Annotated in this window: 22 protein-coding genes; 8 read left to right on the plus strand and 14 right to left on the minus strand. The window is 68.1% G+C overall.

Features of this window, described 5'->3' with window-relative positions:
* Positions 1-72: 72 nt before the first annotated feature.
* Positions 73-2133, minus strand: coding sequence for an NAD-dependent DNA ligase LigA (ligA, locus tag RMCB_RS27140; RefSeq protein ID WP_062831223.1), 2061 nt, complete (start codon positions 2131-2133; stop codon positions 73-75).
* Positions 2134-2219: 86 nt separating this feature from the next.
* Between ligA and RMCB_RS27145 the strand changes: the two genes are divergently transcribed.
* On the plus strand, positions 2220-2630 hold the full coding sequence (locus tag RMCB_RS27145) for an MmcQ/YjbR family DNA-binding protein (protein ID WP_029366073.1): 411 nt from the start codon (positions 2220-2222) through the stop codon (positions 2628-2630).
* Positions 2627-4201, plus strand: coding sequence for a 4-coumarate--CoA ligase family protein (locus tag RMCB_RS27150; RefSeq protein WP_062831224.1), 1575 nt, complete (start codon positions 2627-2629; stop codon positions 4199-4201). The genes RMCB_RS27145 and RMCB_RS27150 overlap by 4 nt, the downstream gene beginning before the upstream one ends.
* Before the next feature lie 5 nt (positions 4202-4206).
* Here RMCB_RS27150 and RMCB_RS27155 read toward each other — a convergent pair whose 3' ends face one another.
* From RMCB_RS27155 to RMCB_RS27210, 12 genes are all read right to left on the minus strand, one after another.
* Complete coding sequence (locus RMCB_RS27155) at positions 4207-4539, minus strand: ArsR/SmtB family transcription factor (RefSeq protein ID WP_062831225.1); 333 nt, start codon at positions 4537-4539, stop codon at positions 4207-4209.
* Positions 4536-5030, minus strand: coding sequence for an SRPBCC family protein (locus RMCB_RS27160; RefSeq protein WP_062831226.1), 495 nt, complete (start codon positions 5028-5030; stop codon positions 4536-4538). The genes RMCB_RS27155 and RMCB_RS27160 overlap by 4 nt, the downstream gene beginning before the upstream one ends.
* Before the next feature lie 75 nt (positions 5031-5105).
* Positions 5106-6116, minus strand: a complete 1011-nt coding sequence (locus RMCB_RS27165; protein WP_062831227.1) for a uroporphyrinogen decarboxylase/cobalamine-independent methonine synthase family protein — start codon at positions 6114-6116, stop codon at positions 5106-5108.
* Complete coding sequence (gene mnmA, locus RMCB_RS27170; protein WP_062831228.1) at positions 6113-7183, minus strand: tRNA 2-thiouridine(34) synthase MnmA; 1071 nt, start codon at positions 7181-7183, stop codon at positions 6113-6115. Before mnmA ends, RMCB_RS27165 begins: the two co-directional genes overlap by 4 nt.
* On the minus strand, positions 7180-8385 hold the full coding sequence (locus RMCB_RS27175; protein ID WP_062831229.1) for a cysteine desulfurase family protein: 1206 nt from the start codon (positions 8383-8385) through the stop codon (positions 7180-7182). Before RMCB_RS27175 ends, mnmA begins: the two co-directional genes overlap by 4 nt.
* A gap of 47 nt (positions 8386-8432) precedes the next feature.
* Entirely contained in the window at positions 8433-9269 is an 837-nt protein-coding gene (locus RMCB_RS27180) for a lysophospholipid acyltransferase family protein (RefSeq protein WP_062831261.1), read from the minus strand.
* Positions 9270-9322: 53 nt separating this feature from the next.
* Complete coding sequence (locus tag RMCB_RS27185; RefSeq protein ID WP_062831230.1) at positions 9323-10159, minus strand: GNAT family N-acetyltransferase; 837 nt, start codon at positions 10157-10159, stop codon at positions 9323-9325.
* An 88-nt stretch (positions 10160-10247) separates the two neighbouring features.
* On the minus strand, positions 10248-10907 hold the full coding sequence (locus tag RMCB_RS27190) for a nitroreductase (RefSeq protein WP_062831231.1): 660 nt from the start codon (positions 10905-10907) through the stop codon (positions 10248-10250).
* A complete protein-coding gene (locus RMCB_RS27195; protein ID WP_062831232.1) occupies positions 10907-11317 on the minus strand; it encodes a cupin domain-containing protein in 411 nt (136 codons plus the stop codon). Before RMCB_RS27195 ends, RMCB_RS27190 begins: the two co-directional genes overlap by 1 nt.
* A gap of 1 nt (position 11318) precedes the next feature.
* Positions 11319-12053 (minus strand): SDR family oxidoreductase, encoded by a 735-nt coding sequence (locus RMCB_RS27200; RefSeq protein ID WP_062831233.1) that lies wholly within the window; start codon positions 12051-12053, stop codon positions 11319-11321.
* A 223-nt stretch (positions 12054-12276) separates the two neighbouring features.
* The gene (locus RMCB_RS27205) at positions 12277-13233 is read right to left on the minus strand and encodes an electron transfer flavoprotein subunit alpha/FixB family protein (RefSeq protein WP_029366085.1); all 957 of its coding nucleotides are present in this window, start codon (positions 13231-13233) and stop codon (positions 12277-12279) included.
* A 52-nt stretch (positions 13234-13285) separates the two neighbouring features.
* Positions 13286-14077: an electron transfer flavoprotein subunit beta/FixA family protein gene (locus tag RMCB_RS27210; RefSeq protein WP_029366086.1), complete on the minus strand. Its 792-nt coding sequence runs from the start codon at positions 14075-14077 to the stop codon at positions 13286-13288.
* 211 nt (positions 14078-14288) lie between these two features.
* Between RMCB_RS27210 and RMCB_RS27215 the strand changes: the two genes are divergently transcribed.
* Genes RMCB_RS27215 through RMCB_RS27235 form a run of 5 tightly spaced genes read left to right on the plus strand, consistent with a single transcriptional unit; the run spans position 14289 to position 20051 of the window.
* The gene (locus RMCB_RS27215) at positions 14289-15062 is read left to right on the plus strand and encodes a class I SAM-dependent methyltransferase (protein WP_062831234.1); all 774 of its coding nucleotides are present in this window, start codon (positions 14289-14291) and stop codon (positions 15060-15062) included.
* Positions 15059-16603 carry a 1,4-alpha-glucan branching protein domain-containing protein gene (locus tag RMCB_RS27220; protein WP_062831235.1) on the plus strand — a complete coding sequence of 515 codons (1545 nt, stop codon included), beginning with the start codon at positions 15059-15061 and terminating at the stop codon, positions 16601-16603. The genes RMCB_RS27215 and RMCB_RS27220 overlap by 4 nt, the downstream gene beginning before the upstream one ends.
* A 26-nt stretch (positions 16604-16629) precedes the next feature.
* Positions 16630-17871 (plus strand): glycosyltransferase family 4 protein, encoded by a 1242-nt coding sequence (locus RMCB_RS27225; protein ID WP_062831236.1) that lies wholly within the window; start codon positions 16630-16632, stop codon positions 17869-17871.
* Between the two features lie 52 nt (positions 17872-17923).
* A complete protein-coding gene (locus tag RMCB_RS27230) occupies positions 17924-19300 on the plus strand; it encodes an MFS transporter (RefSeq protein WP_062831237.1) in 1377 nt (458 codons plus the stop codon).
* A complete protein-coding gene (locus RMCB_RS27235) occupies positions 19293-20051 on the plus strand; it encodes an ArsR/SmtB family transcription factor (protein ID WP_062831238.1) in 759 nt (252 codons plus the stop codon). Before RMCB_RS27230 ends, RMCB_RS27235 begins: the two co-directional genes overlap by 8 nt.
* 4 nt (positions 20052-20055) lie before the next feature.
* Here the strand turns inward: RMCB_RS27235 and RMCB_RS27240 are convergent, their stop codons facing one another.
* Positions 20056-20895: a GntR family transcriptional regulator gene (locus tag RMCB_RS27240; protein ID WP_165606334.1), complete on the minus strand. Its 840-nt coding sequence runs from the start codon at positions 20893-20895 to the stop codon at positions 20056-20058.
* Between the two features lie 229 nt (positions 20896-21124).
* Between RMCB_RS27240 and RMCB_RS27245 the strand changes: the two genes are divergently transcribed.
* Positions 21125-22762: an ABC transporter substrate-binding protein gene (locus RMCB_RS27245; RefSeq protein ID WP_062831240.1), complete on the plus strand. Its 1638-nt coding sequence runs from the start codon at positions 21125-21127 to the stop codon at positions 22760-22762.
* Positions 22763-22767 lie beyond the last annotated feature (5 nt).

The raw sequence follows: 22767 nt of genomic DNA on the forward strand, positions 1-22767 counted from the left end.
CTTTTATCGTTCGGAGGCATTCTAAGCAGCCGTTGATCATCACGCAGACACCAATCTGCGTCGGCTATCGCTTTATGCGGGCCCTTCTGCGAGCAACGTCCGGAAACCGTCCTCGTCGAGGATGGGCACCCCGAGTTCGACCGCCTTGTCGTACTTCGAACCGGGCGCGTCTCCGGCGACGACGTAGGCGGTCTTTTTCGACACGGAACTGGCCGCTTTGCCACCGCGGGCGATGATGGCCTCCTTGGCCTGATCACGGGAGAAGCCGGGCAGGGACCCGGTGACGACGATGGAGAGCCCCTCCAGCGTGCGCTCGACGCTGGTGTCGCGTTCGTCGGCCATCCGCACCCCGGCTGCGCGCCATTTGTCGACGATCGCGCGGTGCCAGTCGACGGTGAACCACTCGACCACCGCGGCGGCGATGGTCGGGCCCACCCCTTCGACCGCGGCGAGTTGTTCCTCGGATGCTGCGACGATGGCGTCCAGGCTGCCGAACTCGGTGGCCAGCGCCCGGGCCGCGGTGGGGCCGACGTGGCGGATGGACAGCGCCACCAGAACCCGCCACAACGGCTGGGCCTTCGCCTTGTCGAGGTTGGCCAGCAGCCGCTTTCCGTTGGCGGACAGCTCGCCGGCCTTGGTGGTGAACAAGTCGGTGCGCAGCAGATCGTCGGCGGTCAACGTGAACAGGTCGCCCTCGTCGGTGATGACGCCGCCGGCCAGCAGCGCCGTCGCCGCCTCGTAACCGAGTCCCTCGATGTCGAACGCACCACGGCCCGCGACGTGAAAAACCCGCTCCCGCAACTGCGCCGGGCAGCTGCGCGTGTTGGGGCAGCGGATGTCGGCGTCGCCCTCCTTGGCGGGGGCCAGCCGGGTGCCGCATTCGGGACAGTTTGTGGGCATGACGAATTCGCGTTCAGACCCGTCCCGCAGGTCGACCACGGGGCCGAGCACCTCGGGTATGACGTCGCCGGCCTTGCGGATCACGACCGTGTCGCCGATCAGTACGCCCTTCCGTTTCACCTCGGTGGCGTTGTGCAGCGTCGCGAGACCGACCGTCGAACCGGCCACCTTGACGGGCTCCATGTACGCGAACGGCGTGACGCGACCGGTGCGGCCCACACTGACCCGGATGTCGAGCAGCTTGGTGGTGGCCTCCTCGGGCGGGTACTTGTAGGCCACGGCCCAGCGCGGGGCGCGCGAGGTCGAGCCGAGCCTGCGTTGCAGTGCCACCTCGTCGACTTTGACCACCAGCCCGTCGATTTCGTGATCGACGTCGTGGCGGTGTTCGCCCCAGTAGGCGATGCGCTCGGCCACCGCGGCGACCCCGGACACCTTGGTGGTGTGCGCCGACACCGGCAGGCCCCACTGCCCCAGCGCACGGTACGCGTCATGCAGCGACGCCGGGCTGAACCCCTCCGAGTAACCCAGGCCGTGACAGATCATCCGCAGCCGGCGCCGCGCCGTGACCGCCGGATTCTTCTGCCGCAGCGAGCCGGCCGCGCTGTTGCGCGGGTTGGCGAACGGCGGCTTGCCCTCGGCCACCAGCCCGGCATTGAGGTCCTCGAAATCGGCGACCCGGAAGAACACCTCGCCGCGCACCTCGAGCACCGCGGGAACCGGGAACTCGTCGGACGGCGTGAGCCGCTCGGGGATGTCGTCGATGGTGCGGGCGTTGAGCGTGACGTCCTCACCGGTGCGCCCGTCGCCACGGGTCGCGGCGCGCACCAGCCGGCCGTCGCGGTAGACCAGCGCCAGCGCCACCCCGTCGATCTTCAGTTCGCACAGGTAGTGCGCGGCGTCGCCGGTCTCGCCGCTGATCCGGGCAGCCCACGCCGAGAGTTCGTCGGAGTCGAACACATTGTCCAGCGACAGCATGCGCTCCAGATGCTCGGCGGGCGTGAAATCGGTGGCGAAACCCGCGCCACCGACCAGCTGCGTCGGTGAATCCGGGGTGCGCAGCTCAGGGTGGGCCTCCTCGAGTCCCTGCAACTCGCGCAGCATCGCGTCGAACTCCGCGTCGGAGATGACCGGTGCGTCCCTGACGTAATACCGGAACTGGTGCTCACGGACCTCGTCGGCCAATTCCTGCCAACGTCGCCGCAGGTCAGCGTCTTCACTGTCGCTCGAGGTCACCCCCGCAGGTTAGCCGAGGGCACCGACAGGCAAACAGCGTCGCCGGTGCCCGCGTCGTGTGCGGCAGCGCCGGTTAGGGTGGCGACATGCCGCATCCGATCATGTTCAGTGACGATGATCAGGGACTGGCCGAGCTTCGCACCATCGCACTCGACTTCCCCGGGGCGTTCGAGAAGGTCTCGTGGGGCAGGCCGGTGTTCTGCGCGCCGAAGATGTTCGCGATGTACGGAGGCAACGTCAAGGCCGCCGACGGCATGGTGCCGTACCCCTACTCCCTGCTGGTCAAGGTCGACGACAGCGACCGTCGCGCACTCGAGCAGGACCGCCGGTTCTTCTTCCCGGCCTACATGGGCCCGTTCGGCTGGCTCGGCCTGGATTTCACTGCGGCGAAGGTGGATTGGGACGAGGTGACCGAACTGGTCGACGCCTCGTTCCGCTTGATCGCGCCGAAGAAACTCATCAAACAACTCGACGAACGCCGACTGGAGGCACCATGAGTTTTGCGAGTCCCTTTGCCGATGTCGAGATTCCGACGGTCAGCGTCCACGAGTACCTGTTCGCCGATCTGACCGCCGACGACGCCGATCGCGTGGCACTCGTCGACGCCAAAACCGGCACCGAAACCAGTTACGGGGAGCTGGTCGCCCGCATCGACGCGTTCGCGGGGGCACTGGCGGCGCGTGGCATCGGCGTCGGCGACGTGGTTGCGCTGTTGTCTCCGAACAGTTCCGCCTTCGCCGTGGCGTTCCACGGCATCCTCCGGTCAGGTGCGACGGCGACCACCATCAACGCCCTGTTCACCGCGAAGGACATCGCCAAGCAGCTGACCGATTCGAAGGCCAGGTTGTTGGTGACGGTGAATGCGCTTCTGCCCCATGCCGCCGAAGGGGCCGCGGCCGCGGGCCTGGCCGAGGATCAGGTGGTGGTGCTCGACGGCGCCGGACTGCCCGACGGGCACGCCGCACCCGAGGTCACCTTCGACCCGGCCACACACCTGGCCGCGCTGCCGTACAGCTCGGGGACGACGGCAAACCCCAAGGGCGTCATGCTCACTCATGCCAACTTGACCGCCAACGTCGCGCAGATCAGGCCGCTGCAGGGCATGCAGGCGCAGGACCGCCTGTTGGCGGTCTTGCCGTTCTTCCACATCTACGGCATGACGGTGCTGCTCAACGCCGCACTGCATGCCCGGGCCCGGCTGATCGTCATGCCATCGTTCGATCTCGCCGAGTTTCTCGGCAACATCCAGAATCACAAGTGCACCTACGCCTACATCGCTCCGCCGGTGGCGGTCGCACTGGCCAAGCACCCGCTCGTCGACTCCTACGACCTGTCGTCACTCAAGGGCATCATGTCGGGCGCTGCCTCGCTGGACGCCGAGCTGGGCCATGCGGTGGCAAATCGATTGGGCTGCAGCGTCGTTCAGGGCTACGGCATGAGCGAGCTGAGCCCGGTCAGCCACATCACGCCCACCGACGGCGGGCTGGGCACGATCGGCACCGTCGCGCCGCTGGACTCGTGCGGCTGGACCGTACCCAATGCCGAGAGCAAGCTCGTCGACCCCGATACCGGAGCCGAAATCGGTATTCCGGCAGAGGGTTTGAGTGCGACCGGCGAGCTGTGGTTCAGGGGCCCCAACGTCATGGCCGGGTATCTGGGCAACGAGCAGGCCACCAGCGAGACCATCGACTCCGACGGCTTCCTGCACACCGGGGACCTCGCGCAGGTGGACGCGACGGGCTGCGTCTACATCGTCGACCGGCTCAAGGAGCTGATCAAGTACAAGGGTTATCAGGTGCCGCCTGCCGAGTTGGAGGCGGTGCTGCTGACGCATCCGGGTATCGCCGATGCCGCGGTGATCGGTGTGCACGACGGCGAGACCGGCGAGGAGATCCCGAAGGCGTTCGTGGTCAAGCAGCCTGGCGCGGAGTTGACCGGCGACGAGGTGATGGCCTTCGTCGCCGGCCAGGTGGCCCCGTACAAGAAGGTGCGCCAGGTCGAGTTCATCGACGCGGTGCCGAAATCCTCGGCAGGCAAGATCCTGCGGCGCGAGTTGCGGGCCCGCTGACCCGGCTACTGCGGCTCTTCCACGAACGCACGCAAGCGATCGATGGCCCGGTCCCAGCGCTTGGAGAGGGCGGACAGGTAATCGCTCGCCTCGGCCAGCGGCTCCGGCTGGATGCGCCAAATACGTTCGCGCCCTTTGCGATCACTGGCCACCAGGCCCACCGCCTCCAGTAACAGCAGGTGTTTGGTCGCCGCCTGGCGGGTCACCGGGATCACCTGGGTCAGCTGAACAGTCGAGCACGGCCCGCCGTCGCAGAGCCGCGTGACGATGCGCAGCCGGTTGGGGTCGCCGAGCGCGTCGAATAGTGGGGCGCGCTCGTCGACGTCTGCGCTGCTCACACCTGCTCACCCAAAGCGAGGTACTTGCTCACCAACTCGGCCTGGATGGCCCAGCCCTCGCTGTTGGCCTCGTACGCCGAAACCCGTCGTTCGGCCGGGATCGCGTCGAACCCGGATTCGACGATGCGCAACAGCACTCCCCCGTCGGCCTCGGCGAGCGTGAACTCCACGAGCGTGGTGGGTTCGGCCGCATAGTCGGTGTCGGGGTCGACGGCATACGGGTGCCAGCGGTAGGCGAACCGTCGTTGCGGCTCCACCGCCTCGATGTACCACTTGCCGGACTCGCCTGCATAGGGCTCCTGCGATGCCGCCACGGCGTCGTCGACATCCGTCGGGGTCATCACGCCGTTGACGGCCTCACCCGCGACGAACGGACCGTCGAAGCGAACGCCGAACCAGCGGCCGAACTCCTCGGAGTCACTGATCGCACGCCAGACTCGGTCCAGCGGGGCCCGCAGCAGAACTTCTTTTTCGATTCGATCTGTACTCATATACGCAACCTTTCAGTTGCCTATCACGCTAATCGCAAACGCCTCGATGCGCAACCTTTTGGTTGCTTCTGGGGTTCAGATTCCTTCCGGATCGACCGCGAAGCCGTCAGCGGCCTTCTGCACCAGCCCGTAGGCGATCCGCGCCCACTCGGGCGTCGCGCCGGCCAGCCCGCACGCCGGGGTGATGCCGATGCGGTCCCGCAGCACGCCACGGGCGAAACCGAGCCGGTCGGTCACCGCCACGACAGCCTTGGCGACCTCTTCGACCGACGGCCTGCGTTCGGGCGCCACGGTGGGCACCACCCCGAGCAGCACCGTGCGACCGGAGTCGACGAACTCGCCGATGCCATCCAGATCGGCCGCGGTCAGGGTCGACACGTCGACGGAGACAGCGTGAACGCCGCTGCGCAACAAGCCTTTCCACGGCAAGTCGGGTGCGCAGCTGTGCACCGCGGTCTGCGCACCCACCTGCGCGGCACAACCGTCGAGCAGGCTCACGGCGACGGTCTCGTCGACCGGATGCACCGGAGACAGACTGGTCACGCCCGTCAACCGCCCCGCCAGCGCAGCGGGCAGCGACGGCTCGTCGAGTTGCACCACCACCGTCGTGTCCAGCCGGCGCGCCACCTCCGCGCGGTGCTGTGCGAGCCCTTCGGCCAGGGATGCAGCCAGGTCCCGCAACGCGCCCTGATCGGTGATGGCCCGGTGCCCGCCGGACAATTCCAGCTGAGCGGCCAACGTGATGGGCCCGGGCGCCTGCACCTTCACGGCGCGCCCGCTGCCGCGCAGTCCGGCCTTCTCCCAGGCTTCCTCGAGCGCGTCGATGTCCTCGCCCAGCAGGCTCACCGCACGACGCAGCGCGGCGCTACGGCCCGGTGCGATGCGGTAGCCGCGAGGCACGGTGTCGATGCCGATGTCCACCAGCAGCGCCCCGGCCCTGCCGATCATGTCGGCGCCGATACCACGAGCCGGCAGTTCGACCAGATGGGTCAGTGTGTGCAGTTCGCCGACGACAACCTCGGCGGCCTGCCGCGCGGCCGTGCCCGGCCACGACCCGATACCGGTCGCCGCTGCGAAAGCGCTCACGCGCGTGCGATGGTGGCGCTGGCGATGACCTCGTCGCCGTCCGCGTCGGGACGGTAGAGCACCATGGTCTGCCCGGGGGCGACGCCGCGCAGCGGGGCGCGCAGGTTCAGCACCAGCCGACCGTCGAGCAGCTCGGCCACGGTGTCGGTGACGCCGCCGTGCGCCCGCACCTGCACCCGGCATTCCACCGGCCCGTCGAATGGCACGCCGCTGGTGAAGACCGGCTTCTCGCCCACCAGCAACCGCACTTCGAGATCTTCGGCCGACCCGACGTGCACGGTCCCGGTTTCCGCGTCGATCGCGGTCACGTATCGCGGCCTGCCGTCGGCCCCGGGGCCCGGTATCCCCAAGCCCTTGCGCTGTCCGATGGTGAAGCCATGGACACCGTCGTGCTCGGCGAGCACGGTGCCCTCGGGGTCGACCACCGAGCCGCGGCGCACCCCGATACGCGCGCCGAGGAACGCCTGGGTGTCTCCCGACGGGATGAAGCAGATGTCGTGACTGTCCGGCTTGGCCGCCACCGCAAGACCGCGAGAAGCGGCCTCCTCCCGGATCTGCGTCTTGGGCGTGTCACCGATCGGGAACAGCGCATGCCGCAGCTGCTCGGCGGTCAGCACACCCAGCACATAGGACTGGTCCTTGTCGGCGTCGACCGCGCGGCGCAGCCTGCCGTCCTGAAGGCGCGCGTAGTGACCGGTCGCCACGGCATCGAAACCCAGTGCCAATGCGCGGGCCGACAGTGCCGAGAACTTGATGCGCTCGTTGCACCGCACACACGGATTCGGGGTCTCTCCGCGCGCGTAGGCCTCGACGAAGTCGTCGATCACGTCGTCTTTGAACCGGTCGGCGAAATCCCATACGTAGAAGGGGATGCCGAGCACATCGGCGACGCGCCGGGCGTCACCGGCATCCTCCTTGGAGCAGCATCCGCGTGATCCGGTGCGCAGCGCGCCGGGCGCGGACGACAACGCCAGATGCACACCGACGACGTCGTGACCGGCGTCGACCATGCGGGCGGCGGCCACCGACGAATCCACGCCGCCGCTCATCGCGACCAGAACCCTCATGACCGGCCCGTTCCCGCGCTCGCCAGCGCAGCCTGCCGGGCCCGCTCCACCGCGGCGGGCAAAACCTCCAGCGCGGCCTCCACGTCGGCGTCAGTGCTGTTGTGTCCCAACGACAGTCGCAGTGAACCCCGGGCGGTGGCCGAATCGGCGCCCATGGCGATGAGCACGTGCGAGGCCTGTGCCACCCCTGCTGTGCAAGCCGAGCCCGTCGAACATTCGATGCCCTTGGCATCGAGCAGCATCAGTAGCGAATCGCCTTCGCAGCCACGGAAAGTGAAGTGAGCGTTGCCCGGAAGTCGGCCTTCGTCAGCGGCGCCGTTGACGTACGTGTCGTCGATGGCCGACAGCACCCCCTCGATCAGCCGGTCCCGCAGCACCCGAACCCGTGCGCTGTTGGCCGCCATACCGTCGATCGCCATCTTCGCGGCCGTCGCCATACCGACCGCCCCGGCCACATCCGGTGTGCCGGAACGGATATCACGTTCCTGACCGCCGCCATGCAGCAGCGGTACGCACGCCACGTCGCGGCGCAGCAGCAGCGCACCGACACCCGCCGGGCCGCCGAACTTGTGCGCGGTCACGCTCATCGCGGACAGTCCGCTGGCACCGAAGTCCACCGGGACCTGACCGACCGCCTGGACCGCGTCGCTGTGCATCGGGATACCGAACTCCGTGGCGACCGCCGCCAGCTCGGCGATCGGCATGATGGTGCCGACCTCGTTGTTGGCCCACATGATCGACACCAGAGCCACGTCGTCGTGCTCCTGCAGCGCTGCCCGCAGAGCCTCAGGCGATACCGCGCCGTCCGCACCGACCGGCAGCCACGTCACCTCGGCGCCCTCGTGCTCGACCAGCCACTCCACTGCGTCCAGCACGGCGTGGTGTTCGACGGGCGTGGTGACGATCCGCCGCCGCGCGGACTCGGCGTCGCGGCGGGCCCAGTAGATGCCTTTGATCGCGAGGTTGTCGCTTTCGGTGCCGCCGGCGGTGAAGATCACTTCGGAGGGCCGCGCCCCGAGCAGCTGCGCCAGCGTCTCCCGCGATTCCTCCATCCGGCGCCTGGCCTGCCGGCCGGATCCGTGCAGTGACGATGCGTTACCCACGGTGGCCAGCACAGCGGTCATCGCCTCGATGGCGGCGGGATGCATCGGGGTGGTGGCGGCGTGATCGAGGTAGACCGTCCTACCTGGGGAAGGGGTCATAACGTTCCCAGGATAGCCGCCACCCGGCGAGCGCCCCGAATCGCCGGTCAGGCCACCAAGGCGTGAGCGGGTGCGGTCGGCAGAATCTGCTCGGCACGCACCGCGGCTTCGCAGCGCGCGGCCAGATCGCGACGGTCCTCTCCGGGCAGCTGCAGCGAACCAACGTGCACGTGGCACACCGTGCGACGTGCGGTGATGACGCGCCGGACCGACGCAAGCAGGGTGTCGTCCCCGACAAAGGCGGGCACCGTGGACTGGCGGCCGTCGCGATGCCGGTAGGTCAGCCGCAGCGGCTGCACCGGCCGGGCCGCGTCGATGGCGGCCTGGAACATCGCAGGCCGGAACTGCCCGTAGGCCAGCCCGCACCAGGTGGTGCCCTCCGGGAACGCCACCACGGTGTGACCGTCGGTCAATCGCTGCGCGACGGTGTCGACCACAGCGGGCAACCGGCGCAGGCTGCCCCGGTCGATCGGAATGACCTTCATGATGCGGGCCAGCCGGCCCAGTGCGGGCCACTCGATCAGGTCGGCGCGGGCCACAAAGGATCCCGGCAGCACCGCCCCGATGGTGAAGATGTCCAGCCACGACACATGGCCACTGACCACCAGCACACCCTGCAGGTTGCGGATCGGCCCGCCCGACACGCTGATCCGCACGCCGAAGCACCGCAGCATCATTCGGCAGTAGAACCGCTGAACGTGCGAGCGTCCGGGCAACGGCACGGCCAGCAGCGGCACACCGGGCGCCAGGAGCAGCGCCATGACGACCCGCACGGTGGTGCGAACCCAGACGACCGGCCGACGGCCGGTGTCGGCACTGCCCGCCTGCACACAGCTGGCGTCACACGAGGCCTTGGGCAGCCACGAATGCTCGCAGGCGCTGATTTGCGCTTCCGGCGTCCGGGGCTCTGTTTGTCCTCCTCGCGTCCGGGGGACGGTCACGACCCCATCCCATCGGCCATATCGGCTGCCGCCGACACAGAGCGCAAGCGCTTGAGATAGCGAACATCGGCCCGGCGCTTGTCGAGCAGGGCCGGGAAGTCACCCACCCCGAAGTCGGGGTCGTGGGCCGGTTCGCCGCACACCTGCGCGCCCAGCCGCAGGTAACCGCGCATCAGCGGCGGCACCGAGGTCCGCGTCGGTGGATCGATGTCGTCGAGGCCCTTGCCGTCGAGGACGACGGGCCGGTACGGGTACACGGTGAACTCCTGCGGCGCAGCATGGCGGCGGCGCACGAAGTCGCGCACGCCGCGGATCTGGGTTCCGGGAGGGCCGTCGGCGGTGCCCGCCGTCGGCACGGAGACACAGCCGGTGACGTAGTCGTAGCCGCACCGGTCGAGGTAGGCCAGGATGCCCGCCCACATCAGCAGGACCACGGCGCCGTTGCGGTGGTCGTTGCGCACCACCGCGCGGCCCATCTCCACGAGCGACGGACGCAGCGCGTCCAGACCCGTCACGTCGAATTCGGTGGCGGTGTAGAGCCCGCCCGCGGCGATCGCGCCCGGCGGCGGCAGCATGCGATAGCAGCCGACCAGTTCGCCGGAGTCCTCGTCCTGCACCAGCAGGTGATCGCAGTACTCGTCGAACCGGTCGGCGTCCCGGCCATCGATGGCACCGGCGAGGGCAAATCCCGGCTCCGCGGTGAACACGTCGTGACGCAGCCGTTGCGCTGCGTCGATCAGCTCGGCATCGGTGGACAACAACAGCGAATAGCGCGGCGAATCCGCCGACGGGGTAGGACGGTCTGCGGCGATGAGTACAGATGAAGTGCTCATAACCAGCACGGTCGCCCAGCCGGGTCGCCGGATGGCGTCGCCAGCGTGACATGTCCGTGATCGCTAGGTGACGAATTGGACTGGGCGCTCAGTCGTCGAGAAACACCACGTTCTCACTGACCGGATTGCGCGGTGTGTCCAGGTGGTTGGCGGGAAATGCCTCGTCGACGTAGCCGATCGAGATCCCGCACAGGATCGTCAGATCGGTTGGGATACTTAGTTGTTCACGTAGCACATCGGGATAGAACCCGATCGACACCTGTACGCAACTACCCAGACCCCGTTCGTTCAACGCCAGCATCAGCGTCTGCAGAAACATCCCGACGCCCATCGCGTCCACATTGCCGAAATCGCGGTGCATACACACCACCCCGGCAACCGGCGCGCGGAAGAATTCCCAGTTGCGCCGCTGCGCCGCCCAGCGGCCCGCGGCGTCGTCACGGGCGATTCCCATCGCGCCGTACACCTGGGCCCCGGCCTCGCGGCGCAGGTGCGCGAATCGCGGCGGTAGCCCGGCGGTACCCACCGCCGGGGGCGTGGTGTCGACCGCGGTGAGCAGCGCGTCGACCAGACGGACGCGCCGCTCACCGGTGGCGAAGAACACCTGCCACGGCTGGGTGTTGGAGTTCGACGGCGCCCGCATCGCAAGGGCAAGCGCCTCATCGAGCAGCTCCCGCGGAACAGCCTTGTCCGGCAGGAACATTCGCGATGATCGCCGCGACCTGACGACGTCGGAGAACTCGGCCATCAGCGGACTCGTCGGTCCTTGCGGGCCTCGAGTTCATCGTCGTCGACGACGACGAGCATCGGTTGGCCGGGCACGCACAGCATGTTGACCAGGAAGCGCAGCGGTACGTCGTCTCGATTGTTGGCGTCGGAATAGTGGATGACGTCGCCGCCGGGCTCCCAAAACGCCTCCCCCGCCTTGATCACCCGCGGGGCTTCGCCTTCCAGTTCGAAGAGCATCTCTCCCTCCAGCACATAGCCGAATGCCGGGCCGGCGGGATGTCGGTGCGGCGGCGCCCCGGGTGACCCGGCCGGCCATTCGATGATCGTCGTCATCACCTCGGCGTCTGCCGGGATGAACGGCGGCTTGACCGTCTGGAGCACGGTCATCGCGTCGTGCAGTGCTTTTTCGCGCTCTGCGGAAATGGTCATGTCAGCGCGCCGCGAGCCATTGGGTTGAGCCGAGAATTCCGTCGTCACCGGTGACCAGGCTGTGGTCATCGACGGCGGTACCGAAGTACGTGGCCTGTGGGTCGATCACCACCGGCTTGTCGTCGCCTCGCTTGGCAAGCACCGCACGGGCCATGTCGGCGAACGATAGCTTCTCGGGTCCACCGATGTTGACGATTCCGTTGACAGGCCCGGCCTGGGCGGCCTTGGCCACCTCGGCGGCGACATCGTCGACCGAGATCAACTGGATCCGGGCGTCGGGAACGCGCACCTCGTCGCCGACCACGAGAGTGTCGGTGATCGCCTCGGCGAACTCCTGGAACTGCGTGGCGCGCACGATCGTGTAAGGCAGGCCGGATTCGGTGATGATCTTCTCTTGGGCCACCTTGGCCCGCATGTAGCCGCTGTCGGGCAAGCCGTCCGCCCCGACGATGGACAGCGCGACGTAATTGCCCACACCCGTCTCCTGCGCGGCGGCAGTCAAGTTCTGTGCGGACGCGGTGAAGAAGTCCATCACCGGTCCATCGTCGAACGACGGCGAGTTGACGACATCGACGAGGACCTCGGCGCCGCTGAGTGCCGCCACCAGACCCTCACCGGTGACCACGTTGGCACCCGACGACAGGGAGGCGGCGACCACGTCGTGGCCGGCTTCGGTGAGCAGCCGCACGACCCGCGAACCGATCTGGCCGCTGGCCCCGATCACTGTGATTTTCATTGTGCGAACACCTTTCTCTGGCGTGGTCCCACCGTGGCGAGGATCCACCCGAACACCTCGCGGCCGGAATCAGCCGCGACCCGTCACGACATCCAGCCTGTCAGCGCACGGCCGGATTCAAACCCTGGAAAGTCCGTAGTCCTCGGTGGTTCTGCAGAGGTGTGCGCACGACGAAAAACCCCGACGCATCGGATGCGCCGGGGTCTTTCGTACGAGTCGGACGTCAGCCCTTGCGAGCCTGGATGGCCTCGGTGAGCTGCGGGGTGACCTTGAACAGGTCACCGACGATGCCGAGGTCGGCGATCTCGAAGATCGGCGCCTCTTCGTCCTTGTTCACCGCGACGATCGTCTTCGAGGTCTGCATGCCGGCGCGGTGCTGGATCGCTCCGGAGATGCCCAGCGCGATGTACAGCTGCGGCGACACGGTCTTGCCGGTCTGACCGACCTGGAACTGGCCCGGGTAGTAGCCCGAGTCGACCGCGGCGCGCGAGGCACCGACGGCGGCGCCGAGCGAGTCGGCGAGCGCCTCGACGATGCCGAAGTTCTCCGCGCTGCCGACGCCACGACCACCGGCGACCACGACGGTGGCCTCGGTGAGTTCGGGGCGGTCGCCGGCCACGGCGGGCTCGCGCTTGGTGATCTTGGTGGCGTTCTCGGCCTGGGCCGGAACCTCGACGTTGACGACCTCACCGGCACCGTCGGCGGGGGCGGCTTCGATCGAGCCGGGGCGCACGGTGATGACCGGGGTGTCGCTGGTGACCTGGGCTTCGACGGTGAACGCGCCACCGAAGATGCTGTGGACGCCCACCGCGCCTTCGCGGACCTCGATCACGTCGACCAGCAGACCCGAACCGATGCGGGCCGCGAGCCGTCCGGCGATTTCCTTGCCATCGGCGCTGGCGGCGATCAGCACGCCTGCGGGTGCTGCCGTCTCGGCCAGCCCGGCGAGCACGTCGACCACCGGGGTGATCAGGTAGTTCTCGGCGTCATCGGATTCGGCGACGTAGATCTTCGCGGCGCCGGCGGCCTTCAGGCCGTCCACCAGCGGTGCTGCCGTGCCCGGCTTGCCCACCACGACGGCAGCGGGCTCACCCAGCACGCGAGCGGCGGTGATCAGTTCGGCGGTGACCTTCTTCAGGCCACCCTCTGAGTGCTCGACGAGCACAAGTACTTCAGCCATGGGATTTCTCGTTATGTCTTTCGCGTCTCGTTAGATTCGATGGAAGCAGCTGCTAGATGAGTTTCTGAGCCACGAGGTAATCGGCGACCTTGGTACCGCCGTCGCCCTCGTCGGTGATCTTCTCGCCCGCGGTCTTCGGCGGCTTCGGGGTGGAAGACAGCACCTTGGACCCGGCGTTGGCAACGCCGACCTCGTCGGCCTCGACGCCGATCTCGGCGAGGGTGAGCACGGTGACTTCCTTCTTCTTCGCGGCCATGATGCCCTTGAAGGACGGGAAGCGGGGCTCGTTGATCTTCTCGTTGACGCTGACCACGGCCGGGAGCGGAGCTTCCAGCGTGAAGACACCGTCGTCGGTCTCGCGCTCGGCGGTGACCTTGCCGTCTTCGACGGTCAGCTTGCGCACGTGGGTGAGCTGCGGCAGGCCCAGGTACTCGGCGATGACGGCCGGGACCGCGCCGCCGACGCCGTCGGTGGCTTCGTTACCGGCGATGACCAGTTCGGTGCCCTCGATGGTGCCCAGTGCGCGGGCCAGCGCCCACGCCGTTTGGATGACGTCGGAGCCGTGCAGGCCGTCGTCCTTGAGGTGCACGGCCTTGTCGGCACCCATGGACAGTGCCTTGCGGATCGCCTCGGTGGCGCGCTCCGGACCGGCGGTCAGCACGGTGACGGTGCTGTCGCCGCCCTCACGCTCCTTGATCAACAGTGCTTCTTCGACGGCACGCTCGTTGATCTCGTCGAGCACGGCGTCAGCGGCCTCACGGTCGAGGGTGAAATCGCCGTCGGACAGCTTGCGCTCCGACCAAGTATCTGGGACCTGTTTGATCAGGACCACAATGTTCGTCATGACTCTGGTTCGTCCTCCTAGTGGGGCCGGGGACCGGCCAACCGTTTACGCTTTTGCGACAACCCCATGTTACTAGTCGGTAACTTACGGAGTTCGCAGGAACACCATAGCTGGTCGTGCCTGGTACGCAGTGACCACTATCACACGCATGCAAGAGGGAACTGTTCGCCAGTAGGCCACCAACCGGTCGACTGGGTTAGCCTGCCTTCCAATGAGCACATTTGTTGACGGTCCGGAAGACGCCCTCCCCCTGACGGGCGAGCGCACCATCCCCGGCCTGGCCGAGGAAAATTACTGGTTCCGTCGGCACGAGGTGGTCTACCAGCGGCTGGCCGACCGCTGCGCCGGGCGCGACGTGCTCGAGGCCGGCTGCGGCGAAGGCTACGGCGCCGACTTGATCGCGGGGGTCGCCCGCACGGTCATCGGCCTGGACTACGACGAAGCGACGGTCGCCCACGTGCGGGCGCGCTACCCCCGCGTCGACATCCGGCACGGCAATCTCGCCGAACTTCCGCTGGCGGACGGTTCTGTCGACGTTGTGGTCAATTTCCAGGTCATCGAGCACCTGTGGGATCAGGCACAGTTCGTCGCCGAGTGCTATCGAGTGCTGCGGCCCGGCGGCCTGTTCTTGGTGTCGACCCCCAACCGGATCACCTTCTCCCCCGGCCGCGACACCCCGCTCAACCCGTTCCACACCCGCGAACTCAACGCCGCCGAGCTCACCGAACTGCTGCAGGACGCCGGATTCCACATCGAAGGCGTGTCCGGGGTCTTTCACGGTGCCGGCCTGGCCACGCTCGACGCCCGCCACGGCGGGTCGATCATCGACGCTCAGGTGGCCCGCGCGGTGGCCGACGCACCCTGGCCCGAACAACTGCTGGCCGATGTCGCCGCGGTGTCCACCGACGACTTCGACATCACGTCGGCCACCGAACGCGACATCGATGACAGCCTCGACCTCATCGCGATCGCGGTACGCCCGTGAGTGCCCCGGCAGCGGAACCGGTGCCGGGGCTTTTCACCCTGGTCCTGCACACCCATCTGCCATGGCTGGCCCATCACGGTCGCTGGCCGGTCGGCGAAGAGTGGCTCTACCAATCGTGGTCGGCGGCCTACCTGCCGCTGATGCGCGTGCTGCGCACGCTGGCCGCCGAGGACCGCAGCCACCTGATCACGCTGGGCATGACGCCGGTGGTCACCGCACAGCTCGACGACCCCTACTGCCTGACGGGTATGCACCACTGGCTGGCCAACTGGCAGCTGCGCGCATTGGAAGCCACGACGCTGGGCGACCGGAAAGGATTGCGCGAGTTCGGGATTCGCGAACACGCCGAAGCCGGCGCGGCAGTCGATGACTTCACCACCCTGTGGCGGCACGGTGCCAGCCCGCTGTTGCGCGAGCTGATCGACGCCGACACCATCGAACTGCTCGGCGGCCCGCTGGCGCACCCGTTTCAGCCGCTGCTCAACCCCCGACTGCGCGAATTCGCACTGCGCGAGGGGCTCGCCGACGCCCGGGCACGCTTCGCACACACCCCGCGCGGCATCTGGGCGCCCGAATGCGCGTACGCGCCGGGAATGGAAACCGGTTACGCCGCAGCGGGTGTGGGCCATTTCATGGTCGACGGCCCGTCACTGCACGGCGACACCGCACTGGGCCGCCCGGTCGGCGACTCCGACGTCATCGCCTTCGGGCGCGACCTGCAGGTCAGCTACCGCGTGTGGTCGCCCAAATCCGGCTACCCCGGCCACGCCGCCTACCGCGACTTCCACACCTACGATCACACCACCGGCCTCAAACCGGCCCGGGTCACGGGACGCAACGTGGCGTCCGAGGACAAGGCACCGTACGACCCGCAGCGCGCCGACCGCGCCATCGACGACCACGTCGCGGACTTCGTCACCGTCGTGCGGCGGCGACTGCTTCGCGAGAGCGAGCGCATCGGCCGGCCCGCCCACGTGATCGCGGCCTTCGACACCGAGCTGTTCGGCCACTGGTGGTACGAGGGCCCGACCTGGCTCGAGCGCGTGCTGCGGGCCCTGCCGGAGGCCGGTGTGCGCGTGGGCACGCTCGCCGACGCCAAGGCCGACGGATTCGTCGGCGCCCCGGTCGAATTGCCGCCCAGCTCATGGGGTTCGGGCAAGGACTGGCAGGTGTGGAACGGTGACAAGGTGAGCGACCTCGTGCAGCTCAACGCCGAGGTCGTCGACACCGCCCTGAGCACGGTGGACAAGGCCCTCACCCAGAACGCCGCGGTGGGCTCCCCCACACCACGCGATCACGTCGCCGACCAGATCCTGCGCGAAACCCTGCTCACGGTGTCCAGCGACTGGCCGTTCATGGTCAGCAAGGACTCGGCCGCCGACTACGCGCGGTACCGCGCACACCTGCACGCCCACGCGACCCGCGAGATCTGTGACGCGCTGGCGTCGGGCCGCGGCGAACACGCGCAGCGATTGGCCGACGGCTGGAACAAGGCCGACGGACTGTTCGGCTCGCTCGACGCCCGCAGACTCCCCAGATGACCACCCCGCCGAGAAAGCGCACAACCATGAAAATCCTGATGGTGTCGTGGGAGTACCCGCCGGTGGTTGTCGGCGGTCTCGGCAGGCATGTGCATCACCTGGCCACCGCTCTCGTCGCGGCGGGCCACGACGTCGTGGTGCTGAGCCGGCGGCCGTCGGACACCGACCCGAGCACGCACCCGTCGACCGACGAGGTCAGCGAGGGGGTCCGTGTCGTCGCCGCCGCCCAGGACCCGCACGAGTTCGACTTCGGCACCGACATGATGGCCTGGACGCTCGCGATGGGCCACGCCATGGTGCGTGCCGGCCTGAGGATCAAGGATGACGCGGGCGAGCCGTGGCAGCCGGATCTGGTGCACGCCCACGACTGGCTGGTCGCCCATCCGTCGATCGCGCTGGCCGAATACTTCGACGTACCACTGGTTTCCACCATCCATGCCACCGAAGCCGGCCGGCATTCCGGGTGGGTGTCGGGCCGGATCAGCCGCCAGGTGCACGCGGTGGAGTCCTGGCTGGTGCGTGAATCCGATTCGCTCATCACGTGTTCGGCGTCGATGAGCGACGAGATCACCGAACTGTTCGGGCCCGGGTTGGCCGAGACCCGGGTGATCCGCAACGGGATCGACGCCGCGCTGTGGCCGTTCGCGCGGCGGCGGCCCCGGCAGGGCCCGGCCCAGTTGCTCTACGTCGGGCGCCTGGAGTACGAGAAGGGCGTGCACGACGCGATCGCCGCCCTGCCCCGCATCCGGCGGGCGCATCCGGGCACCACGCTGACCGTCGCCGGTGACGGCACCCAGCAGGAGTGGCTCGTCGAAGAGGCCCGAAAGCACAAGGTGCTCAAGGCCACCCGATTCGTCGGACGGCTGGGCCACGACGAGCTGGTGGCCGCGCTGCACACCGCCGACGCCGCCGTGCTGCCCAGCCATTACGAACCGTTCGGCATCGTGGCACTGGAAGCCGCCGCCACCGGCACCCCGCTGGTCACCTCCGATGTCGGCGGCCTCGGCGAAGCTGTGATCAACGGGCAGACCGGGATGTCGTTCGCGCCGCGCGATGTGGCCGGGCTGGCCGCCGCCGTGCGTGCCGTGCTCGACGATCCCGAGGCTGCGCAGGACCGCGCGATCGCCGCCCGCGACCGGCTCACCTCGGATTTCGACTGGCACACCGTGGCCGCCGAGACCGCCCAGGTGTACGTGGCGGCCAAACGCGGTGTCCGCGAGCCACATCCGCGCCGTCCCATCGTCGAGCACGCGCTGCCCGACCGCTGAGGCCGGAAATGATTCGACGGGCGTCGAATCATTTCGCCCCTAGCGTGCGGGTATGGCACTCACACGAGCCGCAGTTCTCACCCTCGTCGCCGCCTACCTGGGCCTTTTCGTCGGGCTCATCGACGCGAACGCCGTCAACCTGGCGCTGCCGAGGATCCGTGACGATCTCGGCGGCGGCATCGCAGGCGCCCAGTGGACCATCGACGCCTACAACATCACCTTCGCCGCGGCCCTGTTGACCGCAGGCTCGCTGGGCGACCGGTTCGGCCGGCGCAGGCTGCTGCGGATCGGGTTGACGCTGTTCATCGCCGCCTCAGTGGCGTGCGCCCTGGCACCGGCGCTGCCCGCCCTGCTGGCCGCCCGCGCGGTTCAGGGCCTGGGAGCAGCGCTGATGTTGCCGCAGGGGCTGGCGATCACCTCGGCAGCCTTCCCGGACCCCGCCGACCGGGCGCGCTCCACGGCGGCGTGGGCGTTCGCCGCCGCGAGCAGCACCGCGCTCGGCCCGCTGCTGGGTGGACTGTTGGCCGACACGGCGGGCTGGCGCTGGATCTTCTGGGTCAACGCGCCGGTGGGCGCGCTGGCGCTGATCCTGAGCCTGCGGCACCTACCCGAATCCCGCGACCCCGCGGCGGCCCGCATCGACATACCGGGCCAGTACCTGGCAGTGCTCGGCCTGGCCACGCTGACGCTGGTGCTCGTCGACGGACACACCTGGCCGTGGCAACGCATCGTGCCGGTCGCTTTGGTCGCGGCGTGCGCGCTCGCGGCGTTCGTCGCCGTGCAGCGTCGCAGCGCCCGGCCGATGCTGCCGCTGGACTTGTTCGGCAGCCGCCGCTTGGTCGGTGCCCTGCTGGCGACCTTCACCATGACCTTCGGCATCTACGGTCTGCTGCTGGTCAACAGTTTCGCGTTCCAGCAGCAACGCGGCCTGAGCGCGCTGGCGACCGCGGTGTGGTTCCTGCCGCTGCCGATCACATATCTGGCGCTGATTCCGGCGGCCAACGGGCTGGCCCGGCGGACCAGCGCGCGGACGGCGATGACCGCCGGCTTGGGACTGATGGCGGCCGGGCTGCTGCTCTATGCCGCGGTCGGCCCGACGGGGCCGGTGTGGCTGCTGGAACTGTCGCTCGTGCTGGCAGGGGCAGGGCTGGCGCTGAACACCGGACCCGCCGTGTCGCTGGCGATGTCGGCGATGCCGGTGCAGCGTTCGGGCCTAGGCGCCGGGGTGGTGAATCTGTCGCGGCTGTTGGGTATCACTGTCGGTGTCGCGGTGTTGGGTAGTGCCATGGCGGCCATCGGTGGTGAGCTCGGGGTCCGTGTCGCGCTGGTGGTCGGCGGGGTGTGTCAGCTGGCCGGGGCAGCAGCCGCGCTGCGGTTGGCGCGGGCTTCCGCAGTCCCGCTGCCGAGGAAGGAGGCGTCGCATGCGTGATCTCAGCGACCTGCCGTCGACCGCGGACGTCGACATCGCCGCGCTGGCCGCACTGCTTGCCGATCCCGCTCGCTGCCGCGTGCTGCTGGCCCTCGACGACGGCCGCGCGCTTCCCGCCAGTGTCCTGGCTGACGAAGCAGGCATCAGCCGCTCGACCGCCAGCAGCCACCTCAACAAGCTGACCGATGCCGGTCTGCTCACCGTGCAGAACCACGGCAGGCACCGCTATTACCGGCTGGCCGGGCCCGAAATCGGGGAGCTGATCGAGCAATTGGGCCGGCTGGCGCCCGCCCGGCCGGTCACCTCACTGCGCGAAGGCACCCGGGCGGCGCGGCTGCGCAGCGCGCGCACCTGCTACGACCACATCGCCGGGAGGCTCGGCGTGCGGATCATGAGCAGCCTCATCGACCACGATGTGCTGACCGGCGGCGACGGCCAGTTCCACGACGGCGACGCCGACCGGCTGAGCAGTCCTGGACGCGATGTGCCCTACGAACTCACCGCAGCCGGTGCCGACCGCCTTCGCCGCATCGGTGTTGAATTGCCAACGAGCCCAAGGCCACTGGTGCGGTACTGCATCGACTGGACCGAGCAGCGCCACCACCTGGCAGGCGGTCTGGGCCGGGCGGTGCTCGACCGCTTCCTGTCGGCCGGCTGGCTGCGCCGCGCGCCTCAGCACCGCGCACTGATAGTGACCGATGCCGGTCGCGTCGCGCTGGCGCGCGAGTTCAGCATCGACTGGCCCGCCTGAGGCGTCAGTCCGCTCCCTGTTGCGGATCGGTCAACGGGGACACCGACCAGTTGGACAACTCCGAGGGCCCCAGGATGCGGTGCCGGGTCTGGCCTGCCGTGTAGAAGGTGAATTTCGTTGCCCGGTAACACTGTTCGAAGCAGTCGAAGGCTTGGCCGGCCGCATCGAAGCTGACTCCACGGATACGGACCACCAACTCCCCCGGTTCCAGCTCGAGCTGTTCGGACTCCCAGCTGTTGGGTGTGTCGACCTCGAACGCCTGCTCGGTGTACTCGTCGGTGAGCCCGTAGCGCTCCTGCAGAAATCGGTACAGGGACTCGCCCGCGGCCAGCCGGTCGCGGTCGATCGAGGGCACCCTGCTCAACGGCAGCACGGCGCGTTCGAGTATCCGGTCGCCGGCCGCACCGATCGTCCTGCGCCGCCAGATCTCCCATGTCGGCTGGCCGCTGTCGACACCGAGCGCTGCGGCGATGGTCGTACTGGGCAGCCCGACCGACATCGTGATCAAGGCAGTGGTCACCGACGGCGACCGGCCCTGGTCGTCGGTCAGCGTCTGCAGCAGTTCACCCGGCCGCGTCGGATCGGCGCCGATCCGCGGCTCGGCCACAAAGGTCCCCAGGCCCTGATGCCGGTGGATGCGGCCGGCCCGCTCCAACTCGTCGAGCGCGCGGCGCACGGATATGGTGCTGACGTCGGCGATCTCGGCGAGTTCGGTGGTCGAGGGCAAACGATCACCGGGGCGTAGATCGCGCTCGGCCATGATGCTGAGGACCAGTTCCTGCACCTGTTGGTAGCGGAGCTTGCGGTCACCCCCCGCCGGGCTGCTCCCCTTTGGTGTCGACATCTGGCCTCCCCAGTCTCGGTCGGTGACCGACAACGCACCGCTCGCACCCTGCATACTAACTATGCATCTCTGTCGCTGCGCCGATTCTCCGTGCTGAACAGCATTCGAAACCGGTCAGAAGAGAAATTTTCGCGAAACACACACGTCATCACACGATCACAGACATACTCACAATACTGTGTATGCACAGTGATGGCACTGGCTCCGCACCCGAAGGAGAATCCCGGCGATGCACAAGATTGACCGACGCAGCTTCCTGCGCACCTCGGCGGTGGTCGCCGCAGCTCTCGGCGGCGCGGCGGCACTGGCCGCGTGCGCGCCCGAGACCGCGACGCACACCGTCCTGCGTGTCGGATCGACGACGGACATCGACTCACTGAACCCGTTCACCGCCTTCTCCACCCAGTCCTATGACGTCTTCCAACTGCTCTACGACAAGCTCATGGAGTACGACGCGGATCTGAACGTCAAGCCCTCCCTGGCGACCGACGTCAAGGTCGACGACGGCGGCAAGACCTATACGTACACCCTGCGCGAAGGCGTCAAGTGGCAGGACGGCACCCCCTTCACCGCCGACGACGTCGTGTTCACCCTGCTGATGGTCCGCGACAACGACTACGGAACGTACGGTGCGTACTTCAAGGATCTCGTCGACGCGACGAGCACGGGAAACACTGTGCGGCTGACGTATTCGCGCCCCCAGACACTGGATCCCGGAGTCATCACGCCGATCGTCCCCAAACACATCTGGTCCGGTGTGAACAAGAACGACCTGCCCCGGTTCGCCAACGACAAGCCGGTCGGCACCGGTCCGTTCATCTTCGACTCATGGCAGAAGGGCAACACCGTCACCGTCACCCGCAACGACAACTGGTGGGGCGCCAAGCCGGCCGCGCAGAAGGTCACCTGGACGAAGTTCGGCAGCGACGATATCGTCACGCAGGCCCTGCGCACCGGCGACATCGACATCGTCGCCGAGATCCCACCCACCATCTTCGGCGGACTCAAAGACGCGGCCAACGTCAAAACCGGGGACCTGGAATCATTTTCGTTCCACATGATCGGGTTCAACTGTTCCGCCGAGCCGAACTCGAAGGGCAACCGGATCCTGCTCGACCCGGTGGTACGCCAGGCGCTGAGCTGCGCGGTCAGCCGCCAACAGCTCGTCGAGCTCGCTCTCTCGGGCTATGGCGAGCCGGGTACCGGGCTGCTGCCCGTCGCATTCGGCGACTTTCACTACGTCCCGGCCGCAGCAGAGGTGCTGGACAACAACCAGGACAAAGCCCGCAAGCTGCTCGACGATGCAGGCTACGTCGACCGGAACGGCGACGGTATCCGCGAGTCGAAAGACGGTGCCCCACTGAACTTCCGGATCCTCGCCATCGCCGACACCGCTGTCGACGTGAAAGCAGCCGAGCTGTTCGTCACGGCCGCCAAGGCGATCGGTGTCGGCGTGAGGCTGTCCACCACCGATGCCGACGCGATGGGCAGCACGGTGTTCAACACCCAGGGGCCTGATTGGGACATCGTGGTGTGGGGCTGGGATTCGGAGATGTACGACCCGTCCTATCTGCTGGGCATCGCGACCACCGACCAGATCGGCGGGAACAACGACACCTACTGGAGCAACCCGAGATACGACGAGCTCTACGAACAGCAGCGCACCACGATCGACCGCGGCCAGCGGGTCAAGCTGGTCCAGGAGATGCAGGCGATCCACTACGCCAGCTGTCCCTACATCGTGATGTGGTACCAGAAGAAACTCACCGGGACCCGGACCGACACCTGGACCGGCTGGCAACCCATCAAGGGTGGCATGGTGCTGAACTTCCCGCGAGTCAACTACCTCGACGTGAAACCGGCCTGAGGCGG

Origin of the sequence: Mycolicibacterium brisbanense (assembly GCF_001570425.1) — a bacterium.
GTDB classification, from domain to species: domain Bacteria; phylum Actinomycetota; class Actinomycetes; order Mycobacteriales; family Mycobacteriaceae; genus Mycobacterium; species Mycobacterium brisbanense.

Bases quoted from the DNA above. Each gene is read 5' to 3' on its own strand.
- RMCB_RS27175 (WP_062831229.1), bottom strand. From the start codon at position 8,385: ATGACCCCTTCCCCAGGTAGGACGGTCTACCTCGATCACGCCGCCACC.
- RMCB_RS27205 (WP_029366085.1), bottom strand. From the start codon at position 13,233: ATGGCTGAAGTACTTGTGCTCGTCGAGCACTCAGAGGGTGGCCTGAAG.
- RMCB_RS27195 (WP_062831232.1), bottom strand. From the start codon at position 11,317: ATGACCATTTCCGCAGAGCGCGAAAAAGCACTGCACGACGCGATGACC.
- RMCB_RS27160 (WP_062831226.1), bottom strand. From the start codon at position 5,030: ATGAGTACAGATCGAATCGAAAAAGAAGTTCTGCTGCGGGCCCCGCTG.
- RMCB_RS27225 (WP_062831236.1), top strand. From the start codon at position 16,630: ATGAAAATCCTGATGGTGTCGTGGGAGTACCCGCCGGTGGTTGTCGGC.
- RMCB_RS27185 (WP_062831230.1), bottom strand. From the start codon at position 10,159: ATGAGCACTTCATCTGTACTCATCGCCGCAGACCGTCCTACCCCGTCG.
- RMCB_RS27235 (WP_062831238.1), top strand. From the start codon at position 19,293: ATGCGTGATCTCAGCGACCTGCCGTCGACCGCGGACGTCGACATCGCC.
- RMCB_RS27210 (WP_029366086.1), bottom strand. From the start codon at position 14,077: ATGACGAACATTGTGGTCCTGATCAAACAGGTCCCAGATACTTGGTCG.
- RMCB_RS27200 (WP_062831233.1), bottom strand. From the start codon at position 12,053: ATGAAAATCACAGTGATCGGGGCCAGCGGCCAGATCGGTTCGCGGGTC.
- RMCB_RS27245 (WP_062831240.1), top strand. From the start codon at position 21,125: ATGCACAAGATTGACCGACGCAGCTTCCTGCGCACCTCGGCGGTGGTC.
- RMCB_RS27230 (WP_062831237.1), top strand. From the start codon at position 17,924: ATGGCACTCACACGAGCCGCAGTTCTCACCCTCGTCGCCGCCTACCTG.
- RMCB_RS27240 (WP_165606334.1), bottom strand. From the start codon at position 20,895: ATGTCGACACCAAAGGGGAGCAGCCCGGCGGGGGGTGACCGCAAGCTC.
- RMCB_RS27215 (WP_062831234.1), top strand. From the start codon at position 14,289: ATGAGCACATTTGTTGACGGTCCGGAAGACGCCCTCCCCCTGACGGGC.
- mnmA (WP_062831228.1), bottom strand. From the start codon at position 7,183: ATGAGGGTTCTGGTCGCGATGAGCGGCGGCGTGGATTCGTCGGTGGCC.
- RMCB_RS27145 (WP_029366073.1), top strand. From the start codon at position 2,220: ATGCCGCATCCGATCATGTTCAGTGACGATGATCAGGGACTGGCCGAG.
- RMCB_RS27190 (WP_062831231.1), bottom strand. From the start codon at position 10,907: ATGGCCGAGTTCTCCGACGTCGTCAGGTCGCGGCGATCATCGCGAATG.
- RMCB_RS27150 (WP_062831224.1), top strand. From the start codon at position 2,627: ATGAGTTTTGCGAGTCCCTTTGCCGATGTCGAGATTCCGACGGTCAGC.